The organism is Pseudomonas sp. SWRI51 (genome assembly GCF_014268825.1).
GTDB lineage: Bacteria > Pseudomonadota > Gammaproteobacteria > Pseudomonadales > Pseudomonadaceae > Aquipseudomonas > Aquipseudomonas farsensis.
Genome location: NZ_JABWRG010000051.1, coordinates 1 through 21171 on the forward strand (window position 1 = coordinate 1; position 21171 = coordinate 21171).

The 21171-nt window shown below is 63.1% G+C and carries 21 protein-coding genes; all 21 read left to right on the forward strand.

Annotated features, from left to right (window positions below; genetic code table 11):
* Positions 1-333: 333 nt before the first annotated feature.
* The 21 genes from HU720_RS15375 (at position 334) to flhA (ending at position 21160) form a co-directional block, all read left to right on the forward strand.
* On the forward strand, positions 334-1545 hold the full coding sequence (locus HU720_RS15375) for an ATP-binding protein (RefSeq protein ID WP_186520787.1): 1212 nt from the start codon (positions 334-336) through the stop codon (positions 1543-1545).
* A complete protein-coding gene (locus HU720_RS15380; protein ID WP_186520788.1) occupies positions 1545-2921 on the forward strand; it encodes a sigma-54 dependent transcriptional regulator in 1377 nt (458 codons plus the stop codon). Before HU720_RS15375 ends, HU720_RS15380 begins: the two co-directional genes overlap by 1 nt.
* 105 nt (positions 2922-3026) lie before the next feature.
* Positions 3027-3359, forward strand: coding sequence for a flagellar hook-basal body complex protein FliE (fliE, locus tag HU720_RS15385; RefSeq protein WP_186520789.1), 333 nt, complete (start codon positions 3027-3029; stop codon positions 3357-3359).
* Between the two features lie 15 nt (positions 3360-3374).
* Positions 3375-5156, forward strand: coding sequence for a flagellar basal-body MS-ring/collar protein FliF (fliF, locus tag HU720_RS15390; RefSeq protein WP_186520790.1), 1782 nt, complete (start codon positions 3375-3377; stop codon positions 5154-5156).
* Positions 5149-6168: a flagellar motor switch protein FliG gene (fliG, locus tag HU720_RS15395; protein WP_186520791.1), complete on the forward strand. Its 1020-nt coding sequence runs from the start codon at positions 5149-5151 to the stop codon at positions 6166-6168. Before fliF ends, fliG begins: the two co-directional genes overlap by 8 nt.
* 173 nt (positions 6169-6341) lie before the next feature.
* A complete protein-coding gene (gene fliH / locus HU720_RS15400) occupies positions 6342-7121 on the forward strand; it encodes a flagellar assembly protein FliH (protein ID WP_186520792.1) in 780 nt (259 codons plus the stop codon).
* On the forward strand, positions 7111-8472 hold the full coding sequence (gene fliI, locus HU720_RS15405; RefSeq protein ID WP_186520793.1) for a flagellar protein export ATPase FliI: 1362 nt from the start codon (positions 7111-7113) through the stop codon (positions 8470-8472). Before fliH ends, fliI begins: the two co-directional genes overlap by 11 nt.
* Positions 8473-8475: 3 nt before the next feature.
* Positions 8476-8928 (forward strand): flagellar export protein FliJ, encoded by a 453-nt coding sequence (gene fliJ / locus HU720_RS15410; RefSeq protein ID WP_186520794.1) that lies wholly within the window; start codon positions 8476-8478, stop codon positions 8926-8928.
* Positions 8929-9130: 202 nt separating this feature from the next.
* Positions 9131-9436, forward strand: coding sequence for an STAS domain-containing protein (locus tag HU720_RS15415; RefSeq protein WP_186520795.1), 306 nt, complete (start codon positions 9131-9133; stop codon positions 9434-9436).
* 8 nt (positions 9437-9444) lie between these two features.
* The gene (locus tag HU720_RS15420; protein ID WP_186520796.1) at positions 9445-11136 is read left to right on the forward strand and encodes a fused response regulator/phosphatase; all 1692 of its coding nucleotides are present in this window, start codon (positions 9445-9447) and stop codon (positions 11134-11136) included.
* Positions 11137-11197: 61 nt separating this feature from the next.
* Positions 11198-11545, forward strand: a complete 348-nt coding sequence (locus HU720_RS15425) for an Hpt domain-containing protein (protein ID WP_186520797.1) — start codon at positions 11198-11200, stop codon at positions 11543-11545.
* 70 nt (positions 11546-11615) lie between these two features.
* On the forward strand, positions 11616-12926 hold the full coding sequence (locus HU720_RS15430) for a flagellar hook-length control protein FliK (RefSeq protein WP_186520798.1): 1311 nt from the start codon (positions 11616-11618) through the stop codon (positions 12924-12926).
* Positions 12927-13166: 240 nt separating this feature from the next.
* On the forward strand, positions 13167-13664 hold the full coding sequence (gene fliL / locus HU720_RS15435; protein ID WP_186520799.1) for a flagellar basal body-associated protein FliL: 498 nt from the start codon (positions 13167-13169) through the stop codon (positions 13662-13664).
* Between the two features lie 10 nt (positions 13665-13674).
* Positions 13675-14643, forward strand: coding sequence for a flagellar motor switch protein FliM (gene fliM, locus HU720_RS15440; RefSeq protein ID WP_186520800.1), 969 nt, complete (start codon positions 13675-13677; stop codon positions 14641-14643).
* A 46-nt stretch (positions 14644-14689) separates the two neighbouring features.
* Positions 14690-15145 carry a flagellar motor switch protein FliN gene (gene fliN, locus HU720_RS15445; RefSeq protein WP_186520801.1) on the forward strand — a complete coding sequence of 152 codons (456 nt, stop codon included), beginning with the start codon at positions 14690-14692 and terminating at the stop codon, positions 15143-15145.
* The gene (fliO, locus tag HU720_RS15450; RefSeq protein WP_186520802.1) at positions 15146-15595 is read left to right on the forward strand and encodes a flagellar biosynthetic protein FliO; all 450 of its coding nucleotides are present in this window, start codon (positions 15146-15148) and stop codon (positions 15593-15595) included.
* A 2-nt stretch (positions 15596-15597) separates the two neighbouring features.
* Positions 15598-16350: a flagellar type III secretion system pore protein FliP gene (gene fliP / locus HU720_RS15455; RefSeq protein ID WP_186520820.1), complete on the forward strand. Its 753-nt coding sequence runs from the start codon at positions 15598-15600 to the stop codon at positions 16348-16350.
* Positions 16351-16371: 21 nt separating this feature from the next.
* Positions 16372-16641, forward strand: coding sequence for a flagellar biosynthesis protein FliQ (gene fliQ, locus HU720_RS15460; protein WP_186520803.1), 270 nt, complete (start codon positions 16372-16374; stop codon positions 16639-16641).
* Positions 16642-16648: 7 nt separating this feature from the next.
* The gene (fliR, locus tag HU720_RS15465; RefSeq protein WP_186520804.1) at positions 16649-17425 is read left to right on the forward strand and encodes a flagellar biosynthetic protein FliR; all 777 of its coding nucleotides are present in this window, start codon (positions 16649-16651) and stop codon (positions 17423-17425) included.
* Between the two features lie 2 nt (positions 17426-17427).
* Complete coding sequence (flhB, locus tag HU720_RS15470) at positions 17428-18570, forward strand: flagellar biosynthesis protein FlhB (protein ID WP_186520805.1); 1143 nt, start codon at positions 17428-17430, stop codon at positions 18568-18570.
* A 460-nt stretch (positions 18571-19030) separates the two neighbouring features.
* Entirely contained in the window at positions 19031-21160 is a 2130-nt protein-coding gene (flhA, locus tag HU720_RS15475) for a flagellar biosynthesis protein FlhA (protein WP_186520806.1), read from the forward strand.
* The last annotated feature ends 11 nt before the right edge of the window (positions 21161-21171 follow it).

A 21171-nucleotide genomic window follows, 5' to 3' on the forward strand; every position in this document is an offset into this window, starting at 1 on the left:
TCTGGTGGGTGCACAGATCCTGGGGCTGCTTCGCAGCCCATCGCGACACAAGGCCGCTCCTACACAATCAAAAGCGACTTGCCCGAAACCATAGAATCTCCCACAAGCATCTGCGCCAGGCATCAATATCGCGGCTCTGCGCGGTTTTTGTGGGAGCTGGCGATAGCCTGCGATGAGGCCGGCAAAGGCTTGCACAAGACCCATCGCTGTAACGGCGCAGTCGGTGCCGCCTAATCCGCACTATTGCAGCTAAATCCCTATCCCCGGCACGGCTATTGCTACACCGCTGGCATCACACCGTTTTTATGACGGTCAGCCATGCGAGAGAGCACCATGCCCCAGGCCGCCCCCAAGTCCCTAGCCCCTGGCGTCCAGGGAGTCATCCCGGTCGAGCAGGAAAGTCGACTGGGCCTGGAACAGGCGTTTGCCCTGTTCAGCCAGGTTTCCACTCAGCTCACCGAGTCCTACGGCATGCTCGAAGCGCGCGTCAGCGAGCTCAAGGGCGAGTTGGCGGTGGTCAGTGCGCAGCGCATGGCCGAGCTTGGTGAAAAGGAACGCCTGGCCAACCGCCTGCAGAACCTGCTCGACCTGCTGCCCGGGGGCGTGATCGTGATCGACGCGCAAGGCTATGTGTGTGAAGCCAATCCCGCCGCCTGCGAGTTGCTCGGCGAGCCGCTGATCGGCTTGCTCTGGCGCGAGGTGATCGCCCGCAGCTTTGCGCCGCGCAAGGACGATGGCCACGAGGTGTCGCTGCGCGATGGCCGTCGCCTGTCCATCGCCACCCGCTCGCTGGATGCCGAGCCTGGCCAGTTGGTGCTGTTGACCGACCTCACCGAAACCCGTCGGTTGCAGGGCCAGTTGGCGCGCCATGAACGGCTGTCCTCGCTGGGGCGCATGGTCGCCTCGCTGGCGCATCAGATCCGCACGCCACTGTCCGCGGCCATGCTGTATGCCAGCCACCTGGCCGATGCTGGGCGCGACCTGCCTGAAGAAACCCGCCTGCGCTTTGCCGGCAGCTTGAAAGAGCGCCTGCAAGAGCTGGAGCACCAGGTGCGCGACATGCTGGTGTTCGCCCGCGGCGAGTTGCCCTTGGTTGATCGCCTGACCCCCAAGGCCCTGTTCCAGGCCTTGCAACACGCAGCGCAAACCCACGTGCAAGGCCATGCGGTGCGCTGGCAGTGCGATGTTCAGCTGGGCGAGTTGCTGTGCAATCGCGACACCCTGGTGGGTGCCGTGCTGAACCTGATCGACAACGCCTCGCAAGCCAGCGCGGAACCTGCGCGGCTCAAGGTTCACCTGTACCGCCGCGAGCAGAACCTGCACCTGTGCATCAGTGATGCGGGCTCTGGTATCGACGCTGAGCTGCTCGGGCGCCTGGGCGAACCTTTCCTCACCACCAAGGCAACCGGCACTGGCCTGGGCCTTGCCGTCGTGCAGGCGGTGGCCCGAGCGCACCAGGGCGTGCTGCGCCTGCGTTCCAGGCCCGGCCGTGGCACCTGTGCCTATGTAGTGCTGCCTTTGATCGGAGCACCGGAGACCCACTGATGGATATCAAGGTATTGCTGGTCGAGGACGACCGTGTATTGCGCCAGGCGCTCACCGATACGCTGGAAATCGGCGGTTTCGCCCACCGCGCCGTGGCGTCGGCCGAAGAGGCCTTGCTGGCTGTTGGCCAGGAGCCGTTCAGCCTGGTCGTCAGCGACGTCAACATGCCGGGTATGGACGGCCATCAACTGCTCGCCCAGCTTGGGCGCAACCACCCGGAGTTGCCGGTTTTGCTGATGACCGCCCACGCTGCGGTCGAGCGGGCGGTGGATGCGATGCGCCAAGGCGCTGTGGATTACCTGGTAAAGCCCTTTGAGCCGCAGGCCTTGTTGAGCCTGGTCGAGCGCCATGCCGCTGGTCGGCTTGGCAATAGCGAAGATGACGGCCCGGTCGCCAGCGAACCTGCCAGCCGGCAGTTGCTGGAGCTGGCGGCGCGGGTTGCGCGCAGCGAGTCGACGGTGTTGATTTCGGGCGAATCGGGCACCGGCAAGGAGGTGCTGGCGCGCTACATTCACCAGCAATCGCCGCGGGCGGCAGCGCCTTTCGTGGCGATAAACTGCGCAGCCATCCCTGACAACATGCTCGAAGCCACGCTCTTCGGCCATGAGAAGGGCTCGTTTACCGGCGCCATCGCTGCCCAGCCTGGCAAGTTCGAGCAGGCCGAAGGTGGCACGCTGCTGCTCGACGAAATTTCCGAAATGCCCTTGGCGCTACAGGCCAAGCTTCTGCGTGTGCTGCAGGAGCGTGAAGTGGAGCGGGTAGGGGGGCGCAAGCCAATTGCACTGGATATCCGCGTGCTGGCCACCACCAACCGCGACTTGGCCGGTGAAGTGGCCGCAGGGCGTTTTCGTGAAGACCTGTTCTACCGTTTGTCGGTGTTCCCGCTGGCATGGAGCGCCCTGCGCGAGCGGCCCGCCGACATTCTGCCGCTGGCCGAGCGCCTGTTGGCGCGGCATGTCGGCAAGATGAAACACGCACCGGTGCGGTTGTCTGCCGATGCCCGCGCCTGCCTGCAAAGCTACGCCTGGCCTGGCAACGTACGCGAGTTGGACAACGCGCTGCAGCGGGCATTGATTCTGCAGCAGGGCGGCGTCATCGAGGCGGCGGATTTCTGTCTGGCCGGCGTCATTCCGTTGTCGGCACCCGGGGTGGCCACTATTGCGCCATTATCCGCAGATTTGACGGTCGAGCAGGGTGGGCTGGGCGACGACATGCGCCGCCATGAATTCCAGATGATCATCGATACCTTGCGTGCCGAACGTGGCCGCCGCAAGGAAGCCGCTGAGCGTCTGGGTATCAGCCCGCGCACGCTGCGCTACAAGCTTGCGCAAATGCGTGATGCCGGCCTTGATGTGGAGGCCGGCCTGTTCGGTTGATGCATCGTTTTGAATGTAAAAACGCGTACTGGCACTGCTCTTGCTAGTTCCAGCCTACCCGCTGCATGACTGTCAAAAAAATGCGGCCGCCGGAGAGAGAAGTCCATGACCCAAGGTGTTGAATTCAATCGTCTGATGTTGGACATGCGTGCCATGCAGGCCGATGCCATGTCGCTGCCCAAAGTCGCTGCAGCCCCTGAGCTGGCGCCGGGTCAGAGCAGCTTTGCCGACATGCTTGGCCAAGCCATCGGCAAGGTCAGCGATGTGCAGCAGGCATCCACCCAGCTGTCCAATGCCTTCGAAATCGGCAAGAGCGGCGTGGACCTGACCGACGTGATGATTGCCTCGCAAAAGGCTTCGGTGTCGTTCCAGGCGTTGACCCAGGTGCGTAACAAGCTGGTGCAAGCGTACCAGGACATCATGCAGATGCCGGTTTAAGGCGAGAGTTGAGTCATGGCCGAAGCAGCAACCGTCGATAACGCCCCCGCCAAAAGCGGGCCGCCAGCAGCCAAGCCGCCGCTGTTCGGTATGTCGTTCCTGGAAAACATCTCGCAGATGCCCATGCTGCGGCAGGTGGGCCTGCTGGTCGGCCTGGCTGCCAGCGTGGCCATCGGTTTTGCCGTGGTGCTGTGGTCACAGCAGCCGGACTACCGCCCGCTGTACGGCAGCCTTGCCGGCATGGACACCAAGCAGGTCATGGACACCCTGGCCGCTGCCGATATTCCCTACAACGTAGAGCCCAATTCCGGTGCCCTGCTGGTCAAGGCCGACGACCTCTCCCGTGCGCGCCTGAAACTTGCAGCTGCAGGTGTGGCGCCAAGCGACGGCAACGTCGGCTTCGAGCTGCTCGACAAGGAGCAGGGCCTGGGTACCAGCCAGTTCATGGAAGCCACCCGCTACCGCCGCAGCCTTGAAGGCGAGCTGGCGCGCACGGTGTCGAGCCTGAACAATGTGAAGGCTGCCCGCGTGCACCTGGCCATCCCGAAAAGCTCGGTGTTCGTGCGTGACGAACGCAAGCCAAGTGCTTCGGTACTGGTCGAGCTGTACCCGGGCCGTGCGCTGGAAGCAGGGCAGGTGATGGCGATCGTCAACCTGGTCGCCACCAGCGTGCCAGAACTGGACAAGTCCCAGGTCACCGTGGTCGACCAGAAGGGCAACCTGCTCTCCGAGCAACTGCAAGACACCGCCCTGACCATGGCCGGCAAGCAGTTCGACTACAGCCGCCGCATGGAAGGCATGCTCACCCAGCGTGTGCACAACATCCTGCAGCCGGTGCTGGGTAATGACCGCTACAAGGCTGAAGTGTCGGCCGACGTCGATTTCAGTGCCGTGGAGTCCACCTCCGAGCAGTTCAACCCTGACCAGCCAGCGCTGCGCAGCGAGCAGTCGGTCAATGAACAGCGCTCCAGTAGCCAGGGCCCGCAAGGCGTCCCCGGCGCGCTGAGCAACCAGCCACCAGGCCCTGCCAGTGCGCCACAGACTACTGGCGGCGCAGCCGGTGCGGCTGGCGCGATCCAGCCTGGCCAGCCGCTGGTCGATTCCAACGGCCAGCAGATCATGGACCCGGCCACCGGCCAGCCGATGCTCGCGCCGTACCCGAGTGACAAGCGTCTGCAGAGCACCAAGAACTTCGAACTCGACCGTTCGATCAGCCATACCCGCCAGCAGCAGGGGCGCCTGACGCGCCTGTCGGTGGCCGTGGTGGTCGACGACCAGGTCAAGCTCGACGCTGCCAACGGCGAAGCCACCCGCAGCCCATGGAACGCCGAAGACTTGGCGCGCTTCACCCGCCTGGTGCAGGACGCCGTCGGCTTCGACGCCAGCCGTGGCGACAGCGTGACCGTGATCAACGTGCCGTTCGCTGCTGACCGTGGCGACGAACTGGTGGATATTCCGTTCTATTCGCAGCCGTGGTTCTGGGACATCGTCAAGCAAGTGCTGGGCGTGGTGTTCATCCTGATCCTGGTGTTCGGCGTGCTGCGCCCGGTGCTCAACAACATTACCGGTGGCGGCAAGCAAGCTGCTGCAGATGGCGACATGGAGCTGGGCGGGATGATCGGTCTGGATGGCGAACTTGCCAACGACCGGGTAAGCCTGGGTGGCCCGACAAGTATTCTGTTGCCAAGCCCTACCGAGGGTTACGAAGCACAGCTCAACGCAATCAAAGGCCTGGTGGCCGAAGATCCGGGCCGCGTGGCCCAGGTCGTGAAAGAGTGGATCAACGACGATGAGTGACAACCGAGCCGTTACCGCCAAGCTGAGCCGTGTCGACAAAGCGGCTATCCTCCTGCTCTCGCTCGGCGAGACCGATGCCGCACAGGTGCTGCGTCACATGGGCCCCAAGGAAGTGCAGCGGGTCGGTGTGGCCATGGCGCAGATGGGCAACGTCCATCGCGAGCAGGTCGAGCAGGTCATGAGCGAGTTCGTCGAGATCGTCGGCGACCAGACCAGCCTGGGCGTGGGCTCCGACAGCTACATCCGCAAGATGCTCAGCCAGGCGCTGGGCGAAGACAAGGCCAACGGCCTGATCGACCGCATTCTGCTCGGTGGCAATACCAGCGGCCTGGACAGCCTGAAGTGGATGGAGCCGCGTGCCGTGGCTGACGTGATCCGCTTCGAGCACCCGCAAATCCAGGCGATCGTGGTCGCCTACCTCGACCCCGACCAGGCCGGTGAAGTGCTGAGCAACTTCGACCATAAAGTGCGCCTGGACATCGTGCTGCGCGTATCGTCGTTGAACACCGTACAACCTGCGGCGCTCAAAGAGCTCAACCAGATCCTCGAGAAGCAGTTCTCGGGCAACTCCAACGCGGCCCGTACCACACTGGGCGGTATCAAGCGCGCTGCCGACATCATGAACTTCCTCGACAGCTCCGTCGAAGGTGCACTGATGGATTCGATCCGCGAGATCGACAGCGAACTGTCCGAGCAGATCGAAGACTTGATGTTCGTCTTCAACAACCTGGCCGACGTCGACGACCGGGGTATCCAGGCGCTGCTGCGCGAGGTGTCCTCGGATGTGCTGGTGGTGTCGCTCAAAGGTGCCGACGAGCGGGTCAAGGACAAGGTCTTCAAGAACATGTCCAAGCGTGCCTCGGAACTGCTGCGCGACGACCTCGAAGCCAAGGGCCCGGTGCGCGTCAGCGACGTGGAAACGGCGCAGAAAGAAATCCTCACCATCGCCCGCCGCATGGCCGAGGCCGGCGAGATCGTGCTCGGCGGCAAAGGCGCCGAGGAAATGATTTAAGCTGCAAGCTTCGAACTGCAAGCTGCAAGTGGAAGCGGGCCTGCGATAGGTGCTTGTCCTTGTGGCTTGACGCTCGAAGCTTGTGATTCAAGAGGCAAGCTGCAATAAGCGCCGCGAACGCGGGCCTGCTTTTACGTGCAGCTTGAAGCTTGCAGCTAACGAGGCTTTTCAGTATGTCCACCACCGTCCATCCCAGCGATCTGATACGCGCCCGTGACCTTGAGGGCGTCGATGTCTGGGCGCTTCCAAGCTTCGACCCGGCGCCGCCGCCGGAGCCTGAACCTGAGCCCGAGATCGTCGAGGAAGTCGAAGAAGTCCCGCTGGATGAAGTCCAGCCGTTGACCCTCGAAGAGCTCGAAGCGATCCGTCAGGAGGCCTACAACGAAGGCTTCGCCACGGGCGAGCGCGAAGGTTTTCACAGCACTCAGATCAAGGTGCGCCAGGAGGCCGAAGTGGCCCTGGCAGCCAAGCTGGTCAGCCTTGAACAACTGATGACGCACCTGCTCGAACCGATTGCCGAGCAGGACACGCAGATCGAAAAAGGCCTGGTGCACCTGGTCGCCAATATGGCGCGCCAGGTGATAGGCCGCGAGCTGCGCGGCGACTCCAGTCAGGTCACCCACGTGCTGCGTGAAGCGCTGAAGTTGCTGCCCATGGGCGCCGAGAACATTCGCATCCACCTCAACCCGCAGGATTTCGAGCTGGCCAAGGCCCTGCGCGAACGCCACGAAGAGAACTGGAAGCTGCTCGAAGACGAAGCCCTGCTGCCCGGCGGCTGCCGCATCGAGACTGCCCACAGCCGTATCGATGCGACCATGGAAACGCGCATCGAGAAGGCGGTTGCGCAGTTGTTCGACCAGTCCCACGATCAGGCGCTGCACCCTTCGACACCTGATATTTCGGTCGACCTGCAGGCCCCCGCGGCCCCGGTGGAGCCCACTGATGCGCCTTGAGCGGACCAGCTTCGGCAAGCGTCTTGAGGGTTACCAGGACGCGGTGAAGCTGCCTGCCCAGCCGGTGGTCGAAGGCCGTCTGCTGCGCATGGTCGGCCTCACCCTTGAGGCCGAGGGGCTGCGCGCCGCAGTGGGCGGCCGCTGCATGGTGATCAACGACGACAGCTATCACCCGGTACAGGTTGAAGCCGAGGTGATGGGCTTTGCCGGTAACAAAGTGTTCCTGATGCCGGTCGGCAGCATTGCCGGCATTGCCCCAGGGGCGCGGGTGGTGCCGCTGGATGACAGCGGCCGCCTGCCCATGGGCATGAGCATGCTCGGCCGGGTGCTCGATGGCGCCGGCCGTGCCCTGGATGGCAAGGGCGGCATGAAGGCCGAAGACTGGGTGCCGATGGACGGGCCGGTAATCAACCCGCTCAACCGCGACCCGATCAGCCAGCCGCTGGACGTTGGCATTCGCAGCATCAATGGCCTGTTGACCGTCGGCCGTGGCCAGCGTCTGGGCCTGTTCGCCGGTACCGGTGTGGGTAAGTCGGTGCTGCTGGGCATGATGACCCGCTTTACCGAAGCCGAGATCATTGTGGTCGGGCTGATCGGTGAGCGGGGCCGTGAGGTCAAGGAGTTCATCGAGCACATCCTCGGCGAGGAAGGGCTCAAACGTTCGGTGGTGGTGGCTTCGCCTGCGGACGATGCGCCTTTGATGCGCTTGCGGGCAGCGATGTACTGCACGCGCATTGCGGAGTACTTCCGCGACAAGGGCAAGAATGTCCTGTTGCTGATGGACTCGCTGACCCGTTTTGCCCAGGCCCAACGTGAAATCGCCCTGGCCATCGGCGAGCCGCCGGCCACGCGTGGCTACCCGCCTTCAGTGTTCGCCAAGCTGCCCAAGCTGGTCGAGCGCGCCGGTAACGGCGAGGCCGGTGGCGGGTCGATTACGGCCTTCTATACCGTGCTCTCCGAAGGAGACGACCAGCAGGACCCTATCGCCGACTCGGCGCGAGGCGTGCTGGACGGCCACTTCGTGCTGTCGCGGCGCTTGGCCGAAGAAGGCCACTACCCAGCCATTGATATCGAAGCGTCGATCAGCCGGGTAATGCCACAGGTGGTCGATGCTGGCCATCTGCGCCAGGCGCAGAAACTCAAGCAGCTGTGGTCGCGCCTGTCGCAGAGCCGCGACCTGATCAGCGTCGGCGCCTATGTAGCTGGCGGCGATCCTGAGACCGACCTTGCCATCGCCTTGCAATCACGCATGGTCGATTATCTGCGCCAGGGGCTCGATGAAAATGTGTCGATGACACAGAGCCGCACCGAGCTTGACGCGATCTTCACGCCTCCAGGCACAGGCCGCTAAACCATGGCCCAGCCAAGTCGCGCTGCGCGCCTGGCGCCAGTGGTGCAAATGGCCGAGGAGGCCGAGCGCAAGGCTGCGCAGCGCCTGGGGCACTTTCAGCAGCAGGTGGCCCAGGCGCAAGCCAAGCTCAAAGAGCTGGAAAGCTTTCGCGAAGGCTACCAGGCGCAGTGGATCGACCGAGGCGGGCAGGGCGTCAACGGCAACTGGCTGGTCAACTACCAGCGCTTTCTTGGCCAGCTCGAGACGGCCATGACCCAGCAGCGCCAGAGCATGGCCTGGCACCAGAACAACCTCAACAACGCCCGTGGCACCTGGCAGCAGGCGTACGCCAAGGTCGAGGGCTTGCGCAAGCTGGTGCAGCGCTACATGGACGAAGCCCGCCGCGCCGAAGACAAGCGCGAGCAGCGCCTGCTCGACGAACTGTCGCAGCGCCTGCCAAGGCAAAGCCCCCTGTAGGAGCGGCCTTGTGTCGCGAAAGGGTCGCGTAGCGGCCCCAGGATCTCGGCTTTATTCAAAAATGCTGGGGCCGCTACGCAGCCCTTTCGCGACGCAAGGCCGCTCCTACAAGGTGCGCTCGGTGGTGGCAACCTTGCACCCTGGGGTGCGCACTGCTAAACCTTTCTAAGCTGCATTCGCCATCATCGAAGGAATCGCTCGCATGGCAGTGGAATCCGTTTTTTCGCAGGAAGGGAAGAAACTCACGATCAAGATCAAGGGCCGCTTTGACTTCGGCAAGCATCAGGAATTCAGGGATGCCTATGAACGTCAGCATCCTGTGCTGGATTCGGTGGTGGTAGACCTGAAGGAAGCCACCTATCTCGACAGTTCTGCGCTGGGTATGCTGCTGTTGCTGCGCGATCACGTCGGTGGCGATGACTCCGACATCCGCCTGGTGCACGCCAGTGATGATGTGCGCAAGGTCCTTGCCATCTCCAACTTCGACAAACTGTTCGATATCAGTTGAGCGCCATCATGCCTGCCAATCAGGCGTTGCGTGTGTTGATCGCTGAGGACGGCGCTGCCGACCGTCTGCTGCTGGCGCAGATCGTGCGCCGCCAGGGGCATGAGGTGTGTACCGCCGAGGATGGCGCGCAGGCCGTGCAGCTGTTCATGCAACAGCGCCCGCAGATCGTCTTGCTCGACGCGCTGATGCCGGTGATGGACGGCTTCGAGGCCGCCCGGCAGATCAAGGCGTTGGCTGGCGAAGCGCTGGTGCCGATCATCTTCCTCACCTCGCTCAACGAAGAGCAGGGGCTGGTGCGTTGCCTGGAGGCAGGCGGCGACGATTTCATGGCCAAACCCTACAGCCCGGTCATTCTGGCGGCGAAAATCCGCGCCATGGACCGCTTGCGGCGGCTGCAGGCGACGGTGCTTGAGCAGCGCGACCAGATTACCCGCCATCACCACCACCTGCTCAACGAACAGCGGGTGGCCAAGGCAGTGTTCGACAAGGTCGCCCACTCCGGTTGCCTCAACGCGCCAAATATCCGTTACCTGCAATCGCCCTATGCGCTGTTCAATGGCGATCTGCTGCTGGCCGCCTACGCCCCTAACGGCGACATGCACCTGCTGCTTGGTGACTTCACTGGCCACGGCTTGCCGGCTGCGGTTGGCGCCATGCCCTTGGCTGAAGTGTTCTATGGCATGACCGCCAAGGGTTACGGCCTGGTCGAGACGCTGCGTGAAATGAACGCCAAGCTCAAGCGCATCTTGCCGGTGGACATGTTTTGCTGCGCACTGCTGCTTAACCTGAGCTTCCAGCGCGGCACGGTGGAGGTGTGGAGCGGCGGCATGCCCGACGGCTACCGCTTGTCAGCGGCGGGAGAGGTGCTGGGCGTGCTGGCCTCGCGCCACCTGCCGTTGGGTATTCTGCCGCCGGAGCGGTTCGACGATTCAACCTGCGTGCTGCCGCTGGCGGAAGGTGAGCGCCTGCTGCTGTTGTCTGACGGGGTGGTCGACAGCGGCGATGCTCAGGAGCGGCTGTTTGGCGAGCAACGCCTGCATCAGGTACTTGCGGCAAATCGGGAGCCTGCGCAGTTGTTCGATGAGCTGATGCAGGCGCTGGCACGCTTTGGCGGCCAGGCGCGGGATGATATCAGCCTGTGCGATGTGCGCATGCTCGGCCCGGACGGCGCGGTGGCGCAGGCGGTCGTGTACTCCGACAGCGGCCGTTCAAGCCCCTTGGACTGGTCGCTGGACTTTGAACTGCGTGGCGACAGCCTGCGCCGTTTCAACCCGGTGCCGTATCTGGTGCAGTTGCTGCAAGAGATTCACGGGCTCAGGCCTAGCAGTGGCTTGTTGCACAGTGTGCTCAGCGAGTTGTACGCCAATGCCCTTGAGCACGGTGTGCTGGGCCTGGATTCATCGCTCAAGCGCGACGCGCAGGGGTTCTCGGAGTACTATCGCCAGCGCGCCGAGCGCCTGGCCGTCGAAGTGGGCGGTGTGGTGCGTATCGGTCTCAGGGTTGAACCCCATGCCACAGGTGGTCGTCTGATGATTGAGGTGCGTGACAGCGGCAGCGGTTTTGACGTCGCGTCGGTGCTGGCGCGCAGCCCGCAGGCCCAAGGCTTCTGCGGGCGCGGGCTGAACCTGGTGCAGCGCCTTGCGCACAGCGCCGAGTGGCTTGATGGCGGGCGCCTGGCGCGGGTGGCGGTGCAATGGTAAAGGGTGGGCCGGGCGGTGGCGCCGGGCCTTTTGCAATCAGGCTTGATCAGGGAGTGAGCACGTGATGGATGTGCACATAGATCACAAGGTCCTTTGCGACCTGCGCGAGATCATGGAGGACGGCTACCTGCAGCTACTGGATACCTTCCTGGAGGATTCCGAGCGGCGCTTGAGCCAGCTGCACCACGCCAAGGACGCAGCCGAGCTTGGCATGGCCGCGCACAGTTTCAAGGGCAGCAGCTCGAACATGGGCGCTGTTGGCCTGGCAGGGTTGTGCCAGGAACTGGAAGACCGGGTCAGGCAGTTGCCGTTGTATGGCATCGAGGACCTGATCAACCGCATCGACCTCGAATACCGTGAAGTGCAGCAGTTTTACGGTAGCGAACGGGAACGAATTTCCGCCGGCTGACAAAGCTGGCGCGAGTTTTGCCTGTCTTTACCCAGATGTTTTATCAAGTTTCTGGTGTGGAGACCTTTCAATGCCTGTGGCACCTAACCCATTGTTGCAAGCCGGCCTGCTGAACAAGCCTTCGCGCCCGGCGGCAGGCGTTGCCGAAAAACAGCCACAGCCCGCGGCAGACAAGGGCCCAAGCTTTGAAAAAGTGATGGTCAAGCAAGGCCGTGACGCGGTCCCTGCGCGTGATGACAAAGTGGCCAAAGGCCCCGCCCAGGCCAGCCCGAAAGACAAACCGGCGGCTGCCGACAACGGCAAGAAAGATGACGCTGCAACGCCAGCGGTTGCCGATGACGGCAATGCCTTGCCAGTCACGCCGGTTGCCGAGGCAAGCGACGGCGACACTGCGCCATCCCTGGATTCGTCGCTTGTAGCGGGCCAGGTCACCGACGCCCAGCCCGGCGCGCAGTTGCTTCAGGCCCAGGCCGAAGCCGTCGCCCCGGTGTTGCAGGCGGCAGCCCAACCGGCCGTGAGCGCCGCAGCGGCAACGCCTGCGCCGGCAGAATTCGACCCCGAAGCCGACCCCTTGGCCGACATGCCGACCTTGCGCTTGGCGCTGGAGCAGACTGCCCAGGCGCAGGGGACCACCTCTGCGCACGCCGCCAGCGCGCGAAGCGAGGCGACTGCCCAGCAACCAAATGACTCGAACGCGGCAGCCGTCAATACCTTGGCGAACCTGGTGCAGAAGGGGGAGGCCGAGCCTGGCAGTTCCGAGCGTGGTGACAAAGCCTTTACCGGGCTGCTCGACGATGGCCTCAAGGATCTCAAGAACGCCAGCAGCGACACCCGCGTGGACGATTTCGCCAATCGCCTGGCGAGCCTGACCCAGGCTGCCACCGCCAAGACCGCCAATGCCGTGCCGGTGACCCCAAGCCCCTTGCAGCAGCCGCTGTCGATGAACCAGGGTGGGTGGACTGAGGGCCTGGTCAACCGAGTCATGTACCTGTCCAGCCAGAACCTAAAGTCCGCTGATATCCAGTTGGAGCCCGCCGAGCTTGGGCGCCTGGACATCCGCGTCAACGTTGCGGCGGACCAATCCACGCAAATCCACTTCGTCAGTGGCCACGCCGGCGTGCGCGATGCCCTCGACAGCCAGGCCCACCGCCTGCGTGAACTGTTCGCCCAGCAGGGCCTGGCGCAACCGGATGTCAGCGTTGCCGACCAATCCCGTGAGCAACAGCAGCAGCAGGCCCAGCAGGGCGGCTCGAACCTCTCCGGCGTTGCCGCCCGCCGCGCCGCCAATGGTGCAGGCGAGGGCGAAAATGTGGCCGACGCCACACAGCCGGTCGAGCAGCAAGTGGTGATTGGCGACAGCGCGGTCGATTACTACGCCTGATCGATGCCTTACCCCCTGTAGGAGCGGCCTTGCGCCGCGAAGGGCTGCGTAGCAGCCCCAGGATTTTTGAATAGGCCGAGATCCCGGGGCCGCTACGCAGCCCTTCGCGGCGCAAGGCCGCTCCTACAGGGATCGCGTTGTCCTTTGGGGCACAAAAAACTCGTTGCGACAAATCTGGCATAACACTTGCTCAAGCCTCGTCATCCTCTTTGAAACCCTGATGGACGACGGATTATTGGCATGGCTAAGACCGACGCAGTGAAAGACCCCGCCGCTAAAGGCAAACTCAAGATGATCCTGCTGCTGGTGGTGGCCCTGCTGCTGGCCGTCGGCCTTTCGGTGGGCGCTACCTGGTTCTTCATGCACAAGGGCGAAACGGCTCCGGCAGTCGACCCCGCCGCAGCCAACGTCAAGCAGGCGGCGATCTACGAGCCGCTGGCGCCAGCCTTCGTGGTCAACTTCAACCAGAATGGCCGCCAGCGCTACATGCAGGTGAGCATCACCATGCAGGGCCGCAGCCAGGCCGATCTCGATGCGCTGAAAGTGCACATGCCGGTGATTCGCAACAACCTTGTGATGATGTTCTCTGGTCAAGGCTTCGACGTACTGGCCAACAGCCCGGTCGGTCAAGAGATGCTGCGCCAGAAAGCCACCGCCGTGGTGCAGGAAGTCGCCCAGAAAGAAGTCGGCAAGCCGGTCATCGACCAGCTGCTGTTCACCAACTTCGTATTGCAGTAGGAGCACACCGATGGCCGTGCAGGACCTGCTGTCCCAGGATGAGATCGACGCCCTGTTGCATGGGGTGGACGATGGCCTGGTCACCACCGAAAGCGGTGGTGACCCCGGCAGTATCAAAAGCTACGACCTGACCAGTCAGGACCGTATCGTCCGGGGGCGCATGCCGACCCTGGAGATGATCAACGAGCGTTTCGCCCGTTATACCCGCATCAGCATGTTCAACCTGCTGCGCCGCTCGGCGGACGTAGCCGTGGGCGGCGTGCAGGTGATGAAGTTCGGTGAATACGTACACTCGCTGTACGTGCCCACCAGCTTGAACCTGGTCAAGATCAAGCCGCTGCGTGGCACCTCGCTGTTCATCCTCGACGCCAAGCTGGTGTTCAAGCTGGTGGACAACTTCTTCGGTGGCGACGGCCGTCACGCCAAGATCGAGGGGCGTGAATTCACCCCCACCGAGCTGCGCGTGGTGCGCATGGTGCTGGACCAGTGCTTCGTCGACCTCAAGGAAGCCTGGCAGGCGATCATGCCGGTCAACTTCGAGTACATAAACTCCGAGGTCAACCCGGCCATGGCCAACATCGTCGGCCCGAGCGAGGCGGTGGTGGTGTCGACCTTCCACATCGAACTTGATGGCGGTGGTGGCGACCTGCACGTGACCATGCCGTACTCGATGATCGAGCCGGTGCGCGAAATGCTCGATGCGGGCTTCCAGTCCGACCTGGACGACCAGGACGAGCGCTGGGTCAAGGCCCTGCGCGAGGACGTACTGGACGTCAACGTACCGATTTCGGCAACGGTTGCGCGGCGCCAGATGAAACTGCGCGACATCCTGCACATGCAGCCGGGTGATGTGATCCCGGTGGAACTGCCTGAGCACCTGGTGCTGCGCGCCAACGGTGTGCCGGCGTTCAAGGCGCGCCTGGGTTCGCACAAAGGCAACCTGGCGCTGCAGGTCATCGACCCGATCCCGCGCCGCTGAGGCGCAACGGTCGCATTAAACGAATTGAATGGCTGTCGAGGAAATCATGGCTAACGAAAACGACATCAACGCTTCCGACGATCAGGCCCTGGCCGATGAATGGGCCGCAGCCCTGGAAGAAACCGGCGATGCCGGCCAGTCCGACATCGACGCACTGCTGGCGGCAGACAGCGGCAGTGATCGCCTGCCGATGGAAGAGTTCGCAAGCTCGCCCAAGCCCAACGAGAACGTCAGCCTCGAAGGGCCGAACCTGGACGTGATCCTGGACATTCCAGTGAGCATCTCCATGGAAGTGGGCAGCACCGAGATCAACATCCGCAACCTGCTGCAGCTCAACCAGGGCTCGGTGATCGAGCTCGACCGCCTGGCCGGTGAGCCGCTGGACGTGCTGGTCAACGGCACCCTGGTCGCCCATGGCGAGGTGGTCGTGGTCAACGAAAAGTTCGGCATCCGCCTGACTGACGTGATCAGCCCCAGCGAACGTATCAAGAAGCTGCGCTGAGTGAAGGGCACCTTGCGGGCCATTGCGGCCGTGGGCGCGTTGTTGCTCAGCGAAGTGGCCATCGCCCAGGCCCAGCCTGTGCAGACCACTGCGTCGGCAACCCCCGGCGGCCTTGGCGGGCAGCTGGCGCAGATGCTCTTCGGGCTGCTGTTGGTAGTGGGCCTGATCTTCTTCCTGGCCTGGCTGCTGCGGCGCATGCAGGGCACCGCTCAGCGCGGCGCGCCAGTGATCGAGATCGTCGGCACCCGTGCCATCGGCCCGCGCGATCGTCTGTTGTTGATACAGGTGGGCAAGGAGCAGATTCTGATCGGCCACTCGCCGGGCAGCATCGAGGCCCTGCATGTGCTGGCCGAGCCGGTCGAGGTGCCCAATAGCGCCCGCCAGGCAACGCCGGAATTCGCCCAGCGGCTGCTTGAGCTGATGGGCAAGGATCAAAAGGACAAGACGTGATGATGGGCGCAACGCGCTTGCTGTTGACTCTGGCGCTGCTGATGGCAGCACCACTGGCGCTGGCCGCCGACCCGCTGTCGATCCCGGCCATTACCCTGTCAAACGGGGCGGACGGGCAGCAGGAATATTCGGTCAGCCTGCAGATTCTGCTGATCATGACGGCGCTGAGCTTCATTCCGGCGTTCGTCATCCTGATGACCAGCTTTACCCGCATCATCATCGTGTTCTCGATTCTGCGTCAGGCCCTGGGCCTGCAGCAGACGCCATCGAACCAGGTGCTGACCGGCATGGCGCTGTTCCTGACCATGTTCATCATGGCGCCGGTGTTCGACCGGGTGAACAAGGACGCGATCCAGCCTTACCTGGCTGAGCAGATGACCGCCCAGCAGGCCATCGACAAGGCGCAGGTGCCGCTCAAGGACTTCATGCTGGCGCAAACCCGGCAGAGCGACCTGGACCTGTTCATGCGTCTGTCCAAGCGCACCGATATCACCGGCCCCGACCAAGTGCCGTTGACCATCATGGTGCCGGCGTTCGTCACCTCTGAGCTCAAGACGGCGTTCCAGATCGGTTTCATGATCTTCATCCCGTTCCTGATCATCGACATGGTGGTGGCCAGTGTGCTGATGGCCATGGGTATGATGATGCTGTCGCCGCTGATCATCTCGCTGCCGTTCAAGATCATGCTGTTCGTGCTGGTGGATGGCTGGGCCTTGATCATGGGCACCCTTGCCGGCAGTTTCGGCGGCGTCTGACACCGCCCCAGGAGAGCTTCGATGACCCCGGAAATTGCCGTTGACCTGTTTCGCGACGCGCTCTGGCTGACCACCTTGATGGTCGCAACGCTGGTGGTCCCCAGCTTGCTGGTGGGGCTGGTGGTGGCGATGTTCCAGGCCGCCACGCAGATCAACGAACAAACCCTGAGCTTTCTGCCGCGCCTGCTGATGATGCTGATCACGCTGATCATTGCCGGGCCTTGGCTGGTGCAGAAGTTCATGGAGTACTTCATCAGCCTGTACACCAACATCCCGCAGTTGATCGGCTGAGGCGGCCATGCTGGAGCTGACCGACACGCAGATCGGCACCTGGGTCGCCACGTTCATCCTGCCGTTGTTCCGGGTGACGGCGGTGCTGATGACCATGCCGATCTTCGGCACCAAGATGCTCCCGGCGCGCCTGCGGCTGTACGTGGCTGTGGCCATCACCGTGGTGATCGTGCCCGCGCTGCCGCCGCTGCCGCAGTTCGACCCTCTGAGCCTTCGCGGCCTGCTGCTGTGCGCCGAGCAAATCATCGTTGGCGCCTTGTTCGGCTTCTCGTTGCAGTTGTTGTTCCAGGCGTTCGTGATTGCCGGCCAGATCGTTGCCGTGCAGATGGGTATGGCGTTCGCCTCGATGGTGGACCCGGCCAACGGCGTCAACGTGGCGGTGGTCAGCCAGTTCATGACCATGCTGGTGAGTGTGCTGTTCCTGCTGATGAATGGGCACCTGGTGGTGTTCGAAATCCTCACCGAAAGCTTCACCACGCTGCCGGTCGGCAATGCGCTGGTGGTTGAGCATTTCTGGGATGTGGCCGGGCGCCTGAGCTGGGTGCTGGGCGCGGGATTGCTGTTGATTCTGCCGGCGATCGCCGCGCTGTTGGTGGTCAACATCGCGTTTGGCGTGATGACCCGCGCGGCGCCGCAATTGAACATTTTCTCCATCGGTTTCCCGCTGACCCTGGTGCTGGGTATCGCCATCTTCTGGGTCGGCCTTGCCGATATTCTTTCCCATTACCAGGCACTGGCCAGCGAAGCGCTGCAGTGGCTGCGTGAGCTGGCGCGGGCGAGCTGAGCATGGCTGAGAGCGAGAGCGGTCAGGACAAGACAGAAGACCCCACCGACAAGCGCAAGACCGACTCGCGCAAAAAAGGTGAGGTGGCGCGCTCCAAGGAGCTCAACACGGTAGGCGTCACGCTTGCCGGGGCGGGCGCTTTGCTGATGTTCGGTGGCCACCTGGCCGAGACGCTGATGACGCTGATGCGCATGAACTTCAGCCTGACGCGCGAGGTGATCGTCGATGAGCGCAGCATGGGTGCGTTCCTGCTGGCCTCGGGCAAGATGGCCATCTGGGCGGTGCAGCCGGTGCTGATCCTGCTGTTCGTGGTGGCGTTCGTCGCGCCCATCGCGTTGAGTGGTTTTCTGTTTTCCGGGAGCCTGTTGCAGCCCAAATTCAGCCGTATGAACCCGCTGGCAGGCATCAAGCGGATGTTTTCGATGAATGCGCTGACGGAGCTTCTGAAGGCGCTGGCCAAGTTTTTCGTGATTCTGATCGTGGCCCTGGTGGTGCTGTCCAGCGACCGCGAGGCGCTGATGTCGATTGCCAACGAGCCGCTGGAGCAGGCGATCATCCATGCTGTGCAGGTGGTTGGCTGGAGCACGTTGTGGATGGCTGCTGGGCTGCTGCTGATCGCGGCGGCTGACGTGCCGTTGCAGCTGTATCAGACGCACCAGAAAATGAAGATGACCAAGCAGGAAGTCAAGGACGAGTACAAGGACAGCGAGGGTAAGCCTGAGGTCAAGCAGCGTATCCGGCAGTTGCAGCGCGAGGCTTCACAGCGTCGCATGATGGCGGCAGTACCGGATGCTGATGTGATCATCACCAACCCGACGCACTATGCCGTGGCGTTGCAGTACGACCCCGAGAAGGGCGGGGTGGCGCCGTTGCTGCTGGCCAAGGGGACGGATTTCATTGCCTTGAAAATGCGTGAGATCGGGGTTGAGCACAAAGTGCAGATTCTGGAGTCGCCGGCGTTGGCACGGGCGATTTACTACTCGACCGAGCTTGAGCAGGAGATCCCGGCAGGCTTGTACCTGGCGGTGGCGCAGGTGTTGGCGTATGTGTTCCAGATTCGGCAGTACCGAGCAGGCAAGGGTAAGTCGCCGGAGCCATTGAAGAAAGATCTGCCGATTCCTGATGATTTGCGGCGGGATGAGTGAGTGCGGGTAGAGCTGTTCTGATTTACCTGGCGCGTGGGCTTGCTCGGTTATGTGCAGCCCTGTTCCCGCCAGACATATCTTCTTGTAGCGAGCTCCCTTGTGGCGAGCGGGCTTGTCCCGCGTTGGGCTGCGCAGCAGCCCCTGGGGTTTTCAGGGCTGCTGCGCAGCCCAACGCGGGACTAGCCCGCTCGCCACGACTCTCTATCATTTGCCAAAGGATTGGGTCCCACCAGCCATGTTGCGGTTGAGAGCGGCCCCTGTGGGAGCTGGCGCCAGCCTGCGATGAGGCCCCGACAGGCCTGCACAAAACCATAGAGCGGCCCCAGGGCCTGGCAGCAGACGCCTGTCCATGCCTGGCGCACCTCAAAATTCCCCCGCCAACGCAAAGTTGGAAGGCTTCTTGCACAAGCAGCGCCAGGCGCCACGCAGGCGTCAAAGTTTTGCTTGAAGAGGAAACCCGGTGGACCGCACCCAGTTAATCAGCAACGCCCGTAACAACCTGGCCGGTCTCGGTCGGGGCAACCTCGGCGTGCCGCTGCTTCTGCTGATCATGTTGGCAATGATGATGTTGCCGATCCCGCCGTTCCTGCTCGACGTCTTCTTCACCTTCAACATCGCACTCTCCATCGTCGTCCTGCTGGTCTGCGTCTACGCCCTGCGCCCGCTGGATTTCGCCGCGTTCCCCACTATTCTGCTGGTCGCGACCCTGCTGCGCCTGGCCCTGAACGTCGCCTCCACCCGCGTGGTCATGCTCCACGGCCAGGAAGGCCACGGCGCCGCAGGCAAGGTGATCCAGGCCTTCGGTGAAGTGGTCATCGGCGGCAACTACGTCGTCGGTGCGGTGGTCTTCGCCATCCTCATGATCATCAACTTTGTCGTTGTGACCAAAGGTGCCGGGCGCATTTCCGAGGTGAGCGCACGCTTTACCCTCGACGCCATGCCCGGCAAACAGATGGCCATCGACGCCGACCTCAACGCCGGCCTGATCGACCAGGCCCAGGCCAAGGCTCGCCGTACCGAGGTTGCCCAAGAGGCCGAGTTCTACGGCTCGATGGACGGTGCCAGCAAGTTCGTGCGCGGTGACGCCATCGCCGGCCTGCTGATCCTCTTCATCAACCTGATCGGCGGCATGCTCATCGGCATGCTGCAGCACAACATGTCGTTCAGCGATGCCGGCAAGGTCTACGCCTTGCTGACCATCGGTGACGGTTTGGTGGCGCAATTGCCATCACTGCTGCTATCCACCGCCGCCGCGATCATGGTGACCCGTGCTTCGGGCTCCGAAGACATGGGCAAGCTGATCAACCGGCAGATGTTCGACTCGCCCAAGGCGCTGGCGGTGTCGGCAGGCATCATGATCGTCATGGGCCTGGTGCCGGGCATGCCGCACGTGGCCTTCCTCGGCCTGGGCGTGATCGCTGGCGGTGCGGCGTACCTGGTGTGGAAAAAGCAGCAGAAGGCCAAGGCGGTAGCGCTACAGGAAGTGCAGCGTCAGCAGGACCTGCTGCCCTCGCCGCAGCGCGCCCAGGAAACCAAGGAGCTTGGCTGGGACGACGTGACCCCGATCGACATGATCGGCCTTGAAGTCGGCTACCGCCTGATCCCGTTGGTGGACCGCAACCAGGGTGGCCAGTTGCTTGCGCGTATCAAGGGGGTGCGCAAGAAGCTGTCCCAGGACCTGGGCTTCCTCATGCCCACCGTGCACATTCGCGACAACCTCGACCTGCAGCCCAGCGCCTACCGCCTGACGCTGATGGGCGTGATTCTGGCCGAGGCCGAGATCTACCCGGACCGCGAGCTTGCGATCAACCCGGGGCAGGTGTTCGGTACGCTCAACGGCATCGCCGCCCGGGACCCTGCGTTCGGCCTGGAGGCGGTGTGGGTGGATATCGCCCAGCGCGCCCAGGCGCAGTCGCTCGGCTACACCGTGGTCGATGCCAGTACGGTTGTGGCCACGCACCTCAACCAGATCCTGCAAAAGCACTGTCACGAGCTGATCGGCCACGAAGAAGTGCAGCAATTGCTGCAAGTGCTGGCCAAGGCCTCGCCTAAGCTGGCTGAAGAGTTGGTGCCGGGCGTCATTTCCTTGTCGGGGCTGTTGAAGGTTTTGCAGGCGCTGCTGTCAGAGCAAGTGCCAGTGCGCGATATACGCAGCATTGCCGAAGCCATCGCCAACAACGCGGCCAAGAGTCAAGATACCGCCGCGCTGGTGGCTACGGTGCGTGTCGGCTTGAGCCGCGCAATCGTGCAAAGCATTGTGGGCGTTGAGTCCGAGCTTCCTGTGATCACCTTGGAACCAAGGTTGGAACAGATCTTGCTCAATAGTCTGCAAAGGGCCGGGCAGGGTCAGGAAGATGGTGTTCTTCTTGAGCCGAGCATGGCCGAGAAGCTTCAGCGTTCGTTGATCGAGGCAGCCCAGCGTCAGGAGATGCAGGGCCAGCCGGCCATCCTTCTGGTGGCCGGCCCGATCCGGGCCATGCTGTCGCGCTTCGGCCGCCTGGCTGTACCGAATTTGCATGTTTTGGCGTATCAGGAAATACCTGACAACAAGCAAGTCACCATCGTTGCCACCGTGGGCCCAAATGGCTGAGGTAGTGGGTT

Excerpts from the sequence above, each read along its gene's own strand:
- fliG (WP_186520791.1), top strand. The coding sequence starts at position 5,149 with ATGAGTGACAACCGAGCCGTTACCGCCAAGCTGAGCCGTGTCGACAAA.
- fliR (WP_186520804.1), top strand. The coding sequence starts at position 16,649 with ATGCTGGAGCTGACCGACACGCAGATCGGCACCTGGGTCGCCACGTTC.
- fliM (WP_186520800.1), top strand. The coding sequence starts at position 13,675 with ATGGCCGTGCAGGACCTGCTGTCCCAGGATGAGATCGACGCCCTGTTG.
- HU720_RS15380 (WP_186520788.1), top strand. The coding sequence starts at position 1,545 with ATGGATATCAAGGTATTGCTGGTCGAGGACGACCGTGTATTGCGCCAG.
- HU720_RS15375 (WP_186520787.1), top strand. The coding sequence starts at position 334 with ATGCCCCAGGCCGCCCCCAAGTCCCTAGCCCCTGGCGTCCAGGGAGTC.
- fliF (WP_186520790.1), top strand. The coding sequence starts at position 3,375 with ATGGCCGAAGCAGCAACCGTCGATAACGCCCCCGCCAAAAGCGGGCCG.
- fliI (WP_186520793.1), top strand. The coding sequence starts at position 7,111 with ATGCGCCTTGAGCGGACCAGCTTCGGCAAGCGTCTTGAGGGTTACCAG.
- fliE (WP_186520789.1), top strand. The coding sequence starts at position 3,027 with ATGACCCAAGGTGTTGAATTCAATCGTCTGATGTTGGACATGCGTGCC.
- fliN (WP_186520801.1), top strand. The coding sequence starts at position 14,690 with ATGGCTAACGAAAACGACATCAACGCTTCCGACGATCAGGCCCTGGCC.
- HU720_RS15430 (WP_186520798.1), top strand. The coding sequence starts at position 11,616 with ATGCCTGTGGCACCTAACCCATTGTTGCAAGCCGGCCTGCTGAACAAG.
- HU720_RS15415 (WP_186520795.1), top strand. The coding sequence starts at position 9,131 with ATGGCAGTGGAATCCGTTTTTTCGCAGGAAGGGAAGAAACTCACGATC.
- flhB (WP_186520805.1), top strand. The coding sequence starts at position 17,428 with ATGGCTGAGAGCGAGAGCGGTCAGGACAAGACAGAAGACCCCACCGAC.
- HU720_RS15420 (WP_186520796.1), top strand. The coding sequence starts at position 9,445 with ATGCCTGCCAATCAGGCGTTGCGTGTGTTGATCGCTGAGGACGGCGCT.
- fliL (WP_186520799.1), top strand. The coding sequence starts at position 13,167 with ATGGCTAAGACCGACGCAGTGAAAGACCCCGCCGCTAAAGGCAAACTC.
- fliQ (WP_186520803.1), top strand. The coding sequence starts at position 16,372 with ATGACCCCGGAAATTGCCGTTGACCTGTTTCGCGACGCGCTCTGGCTG.
- fliP (WP_186520820.1), top strand. The coding sequence starts at position 15,598 with ATGGGCGCAACGCGCTTGCTGTTGACTCTGGCGCTGCTGATGGCAGCA.
- fliH (WP_186520792.1), top strand. The coding sequence starts at position 6,342 with ATGTCCACCACCGTCCATCCCAGCGATCTGATACGCGCCCGTGACCTT.
- fliJ (WP_186520794.1), top strand. The coding sequence starts at position 8,476 with ATGGCCCAGCCAAGTCGCGCTGCGCGCCTGGCGCCAGTGGTGCAAATG.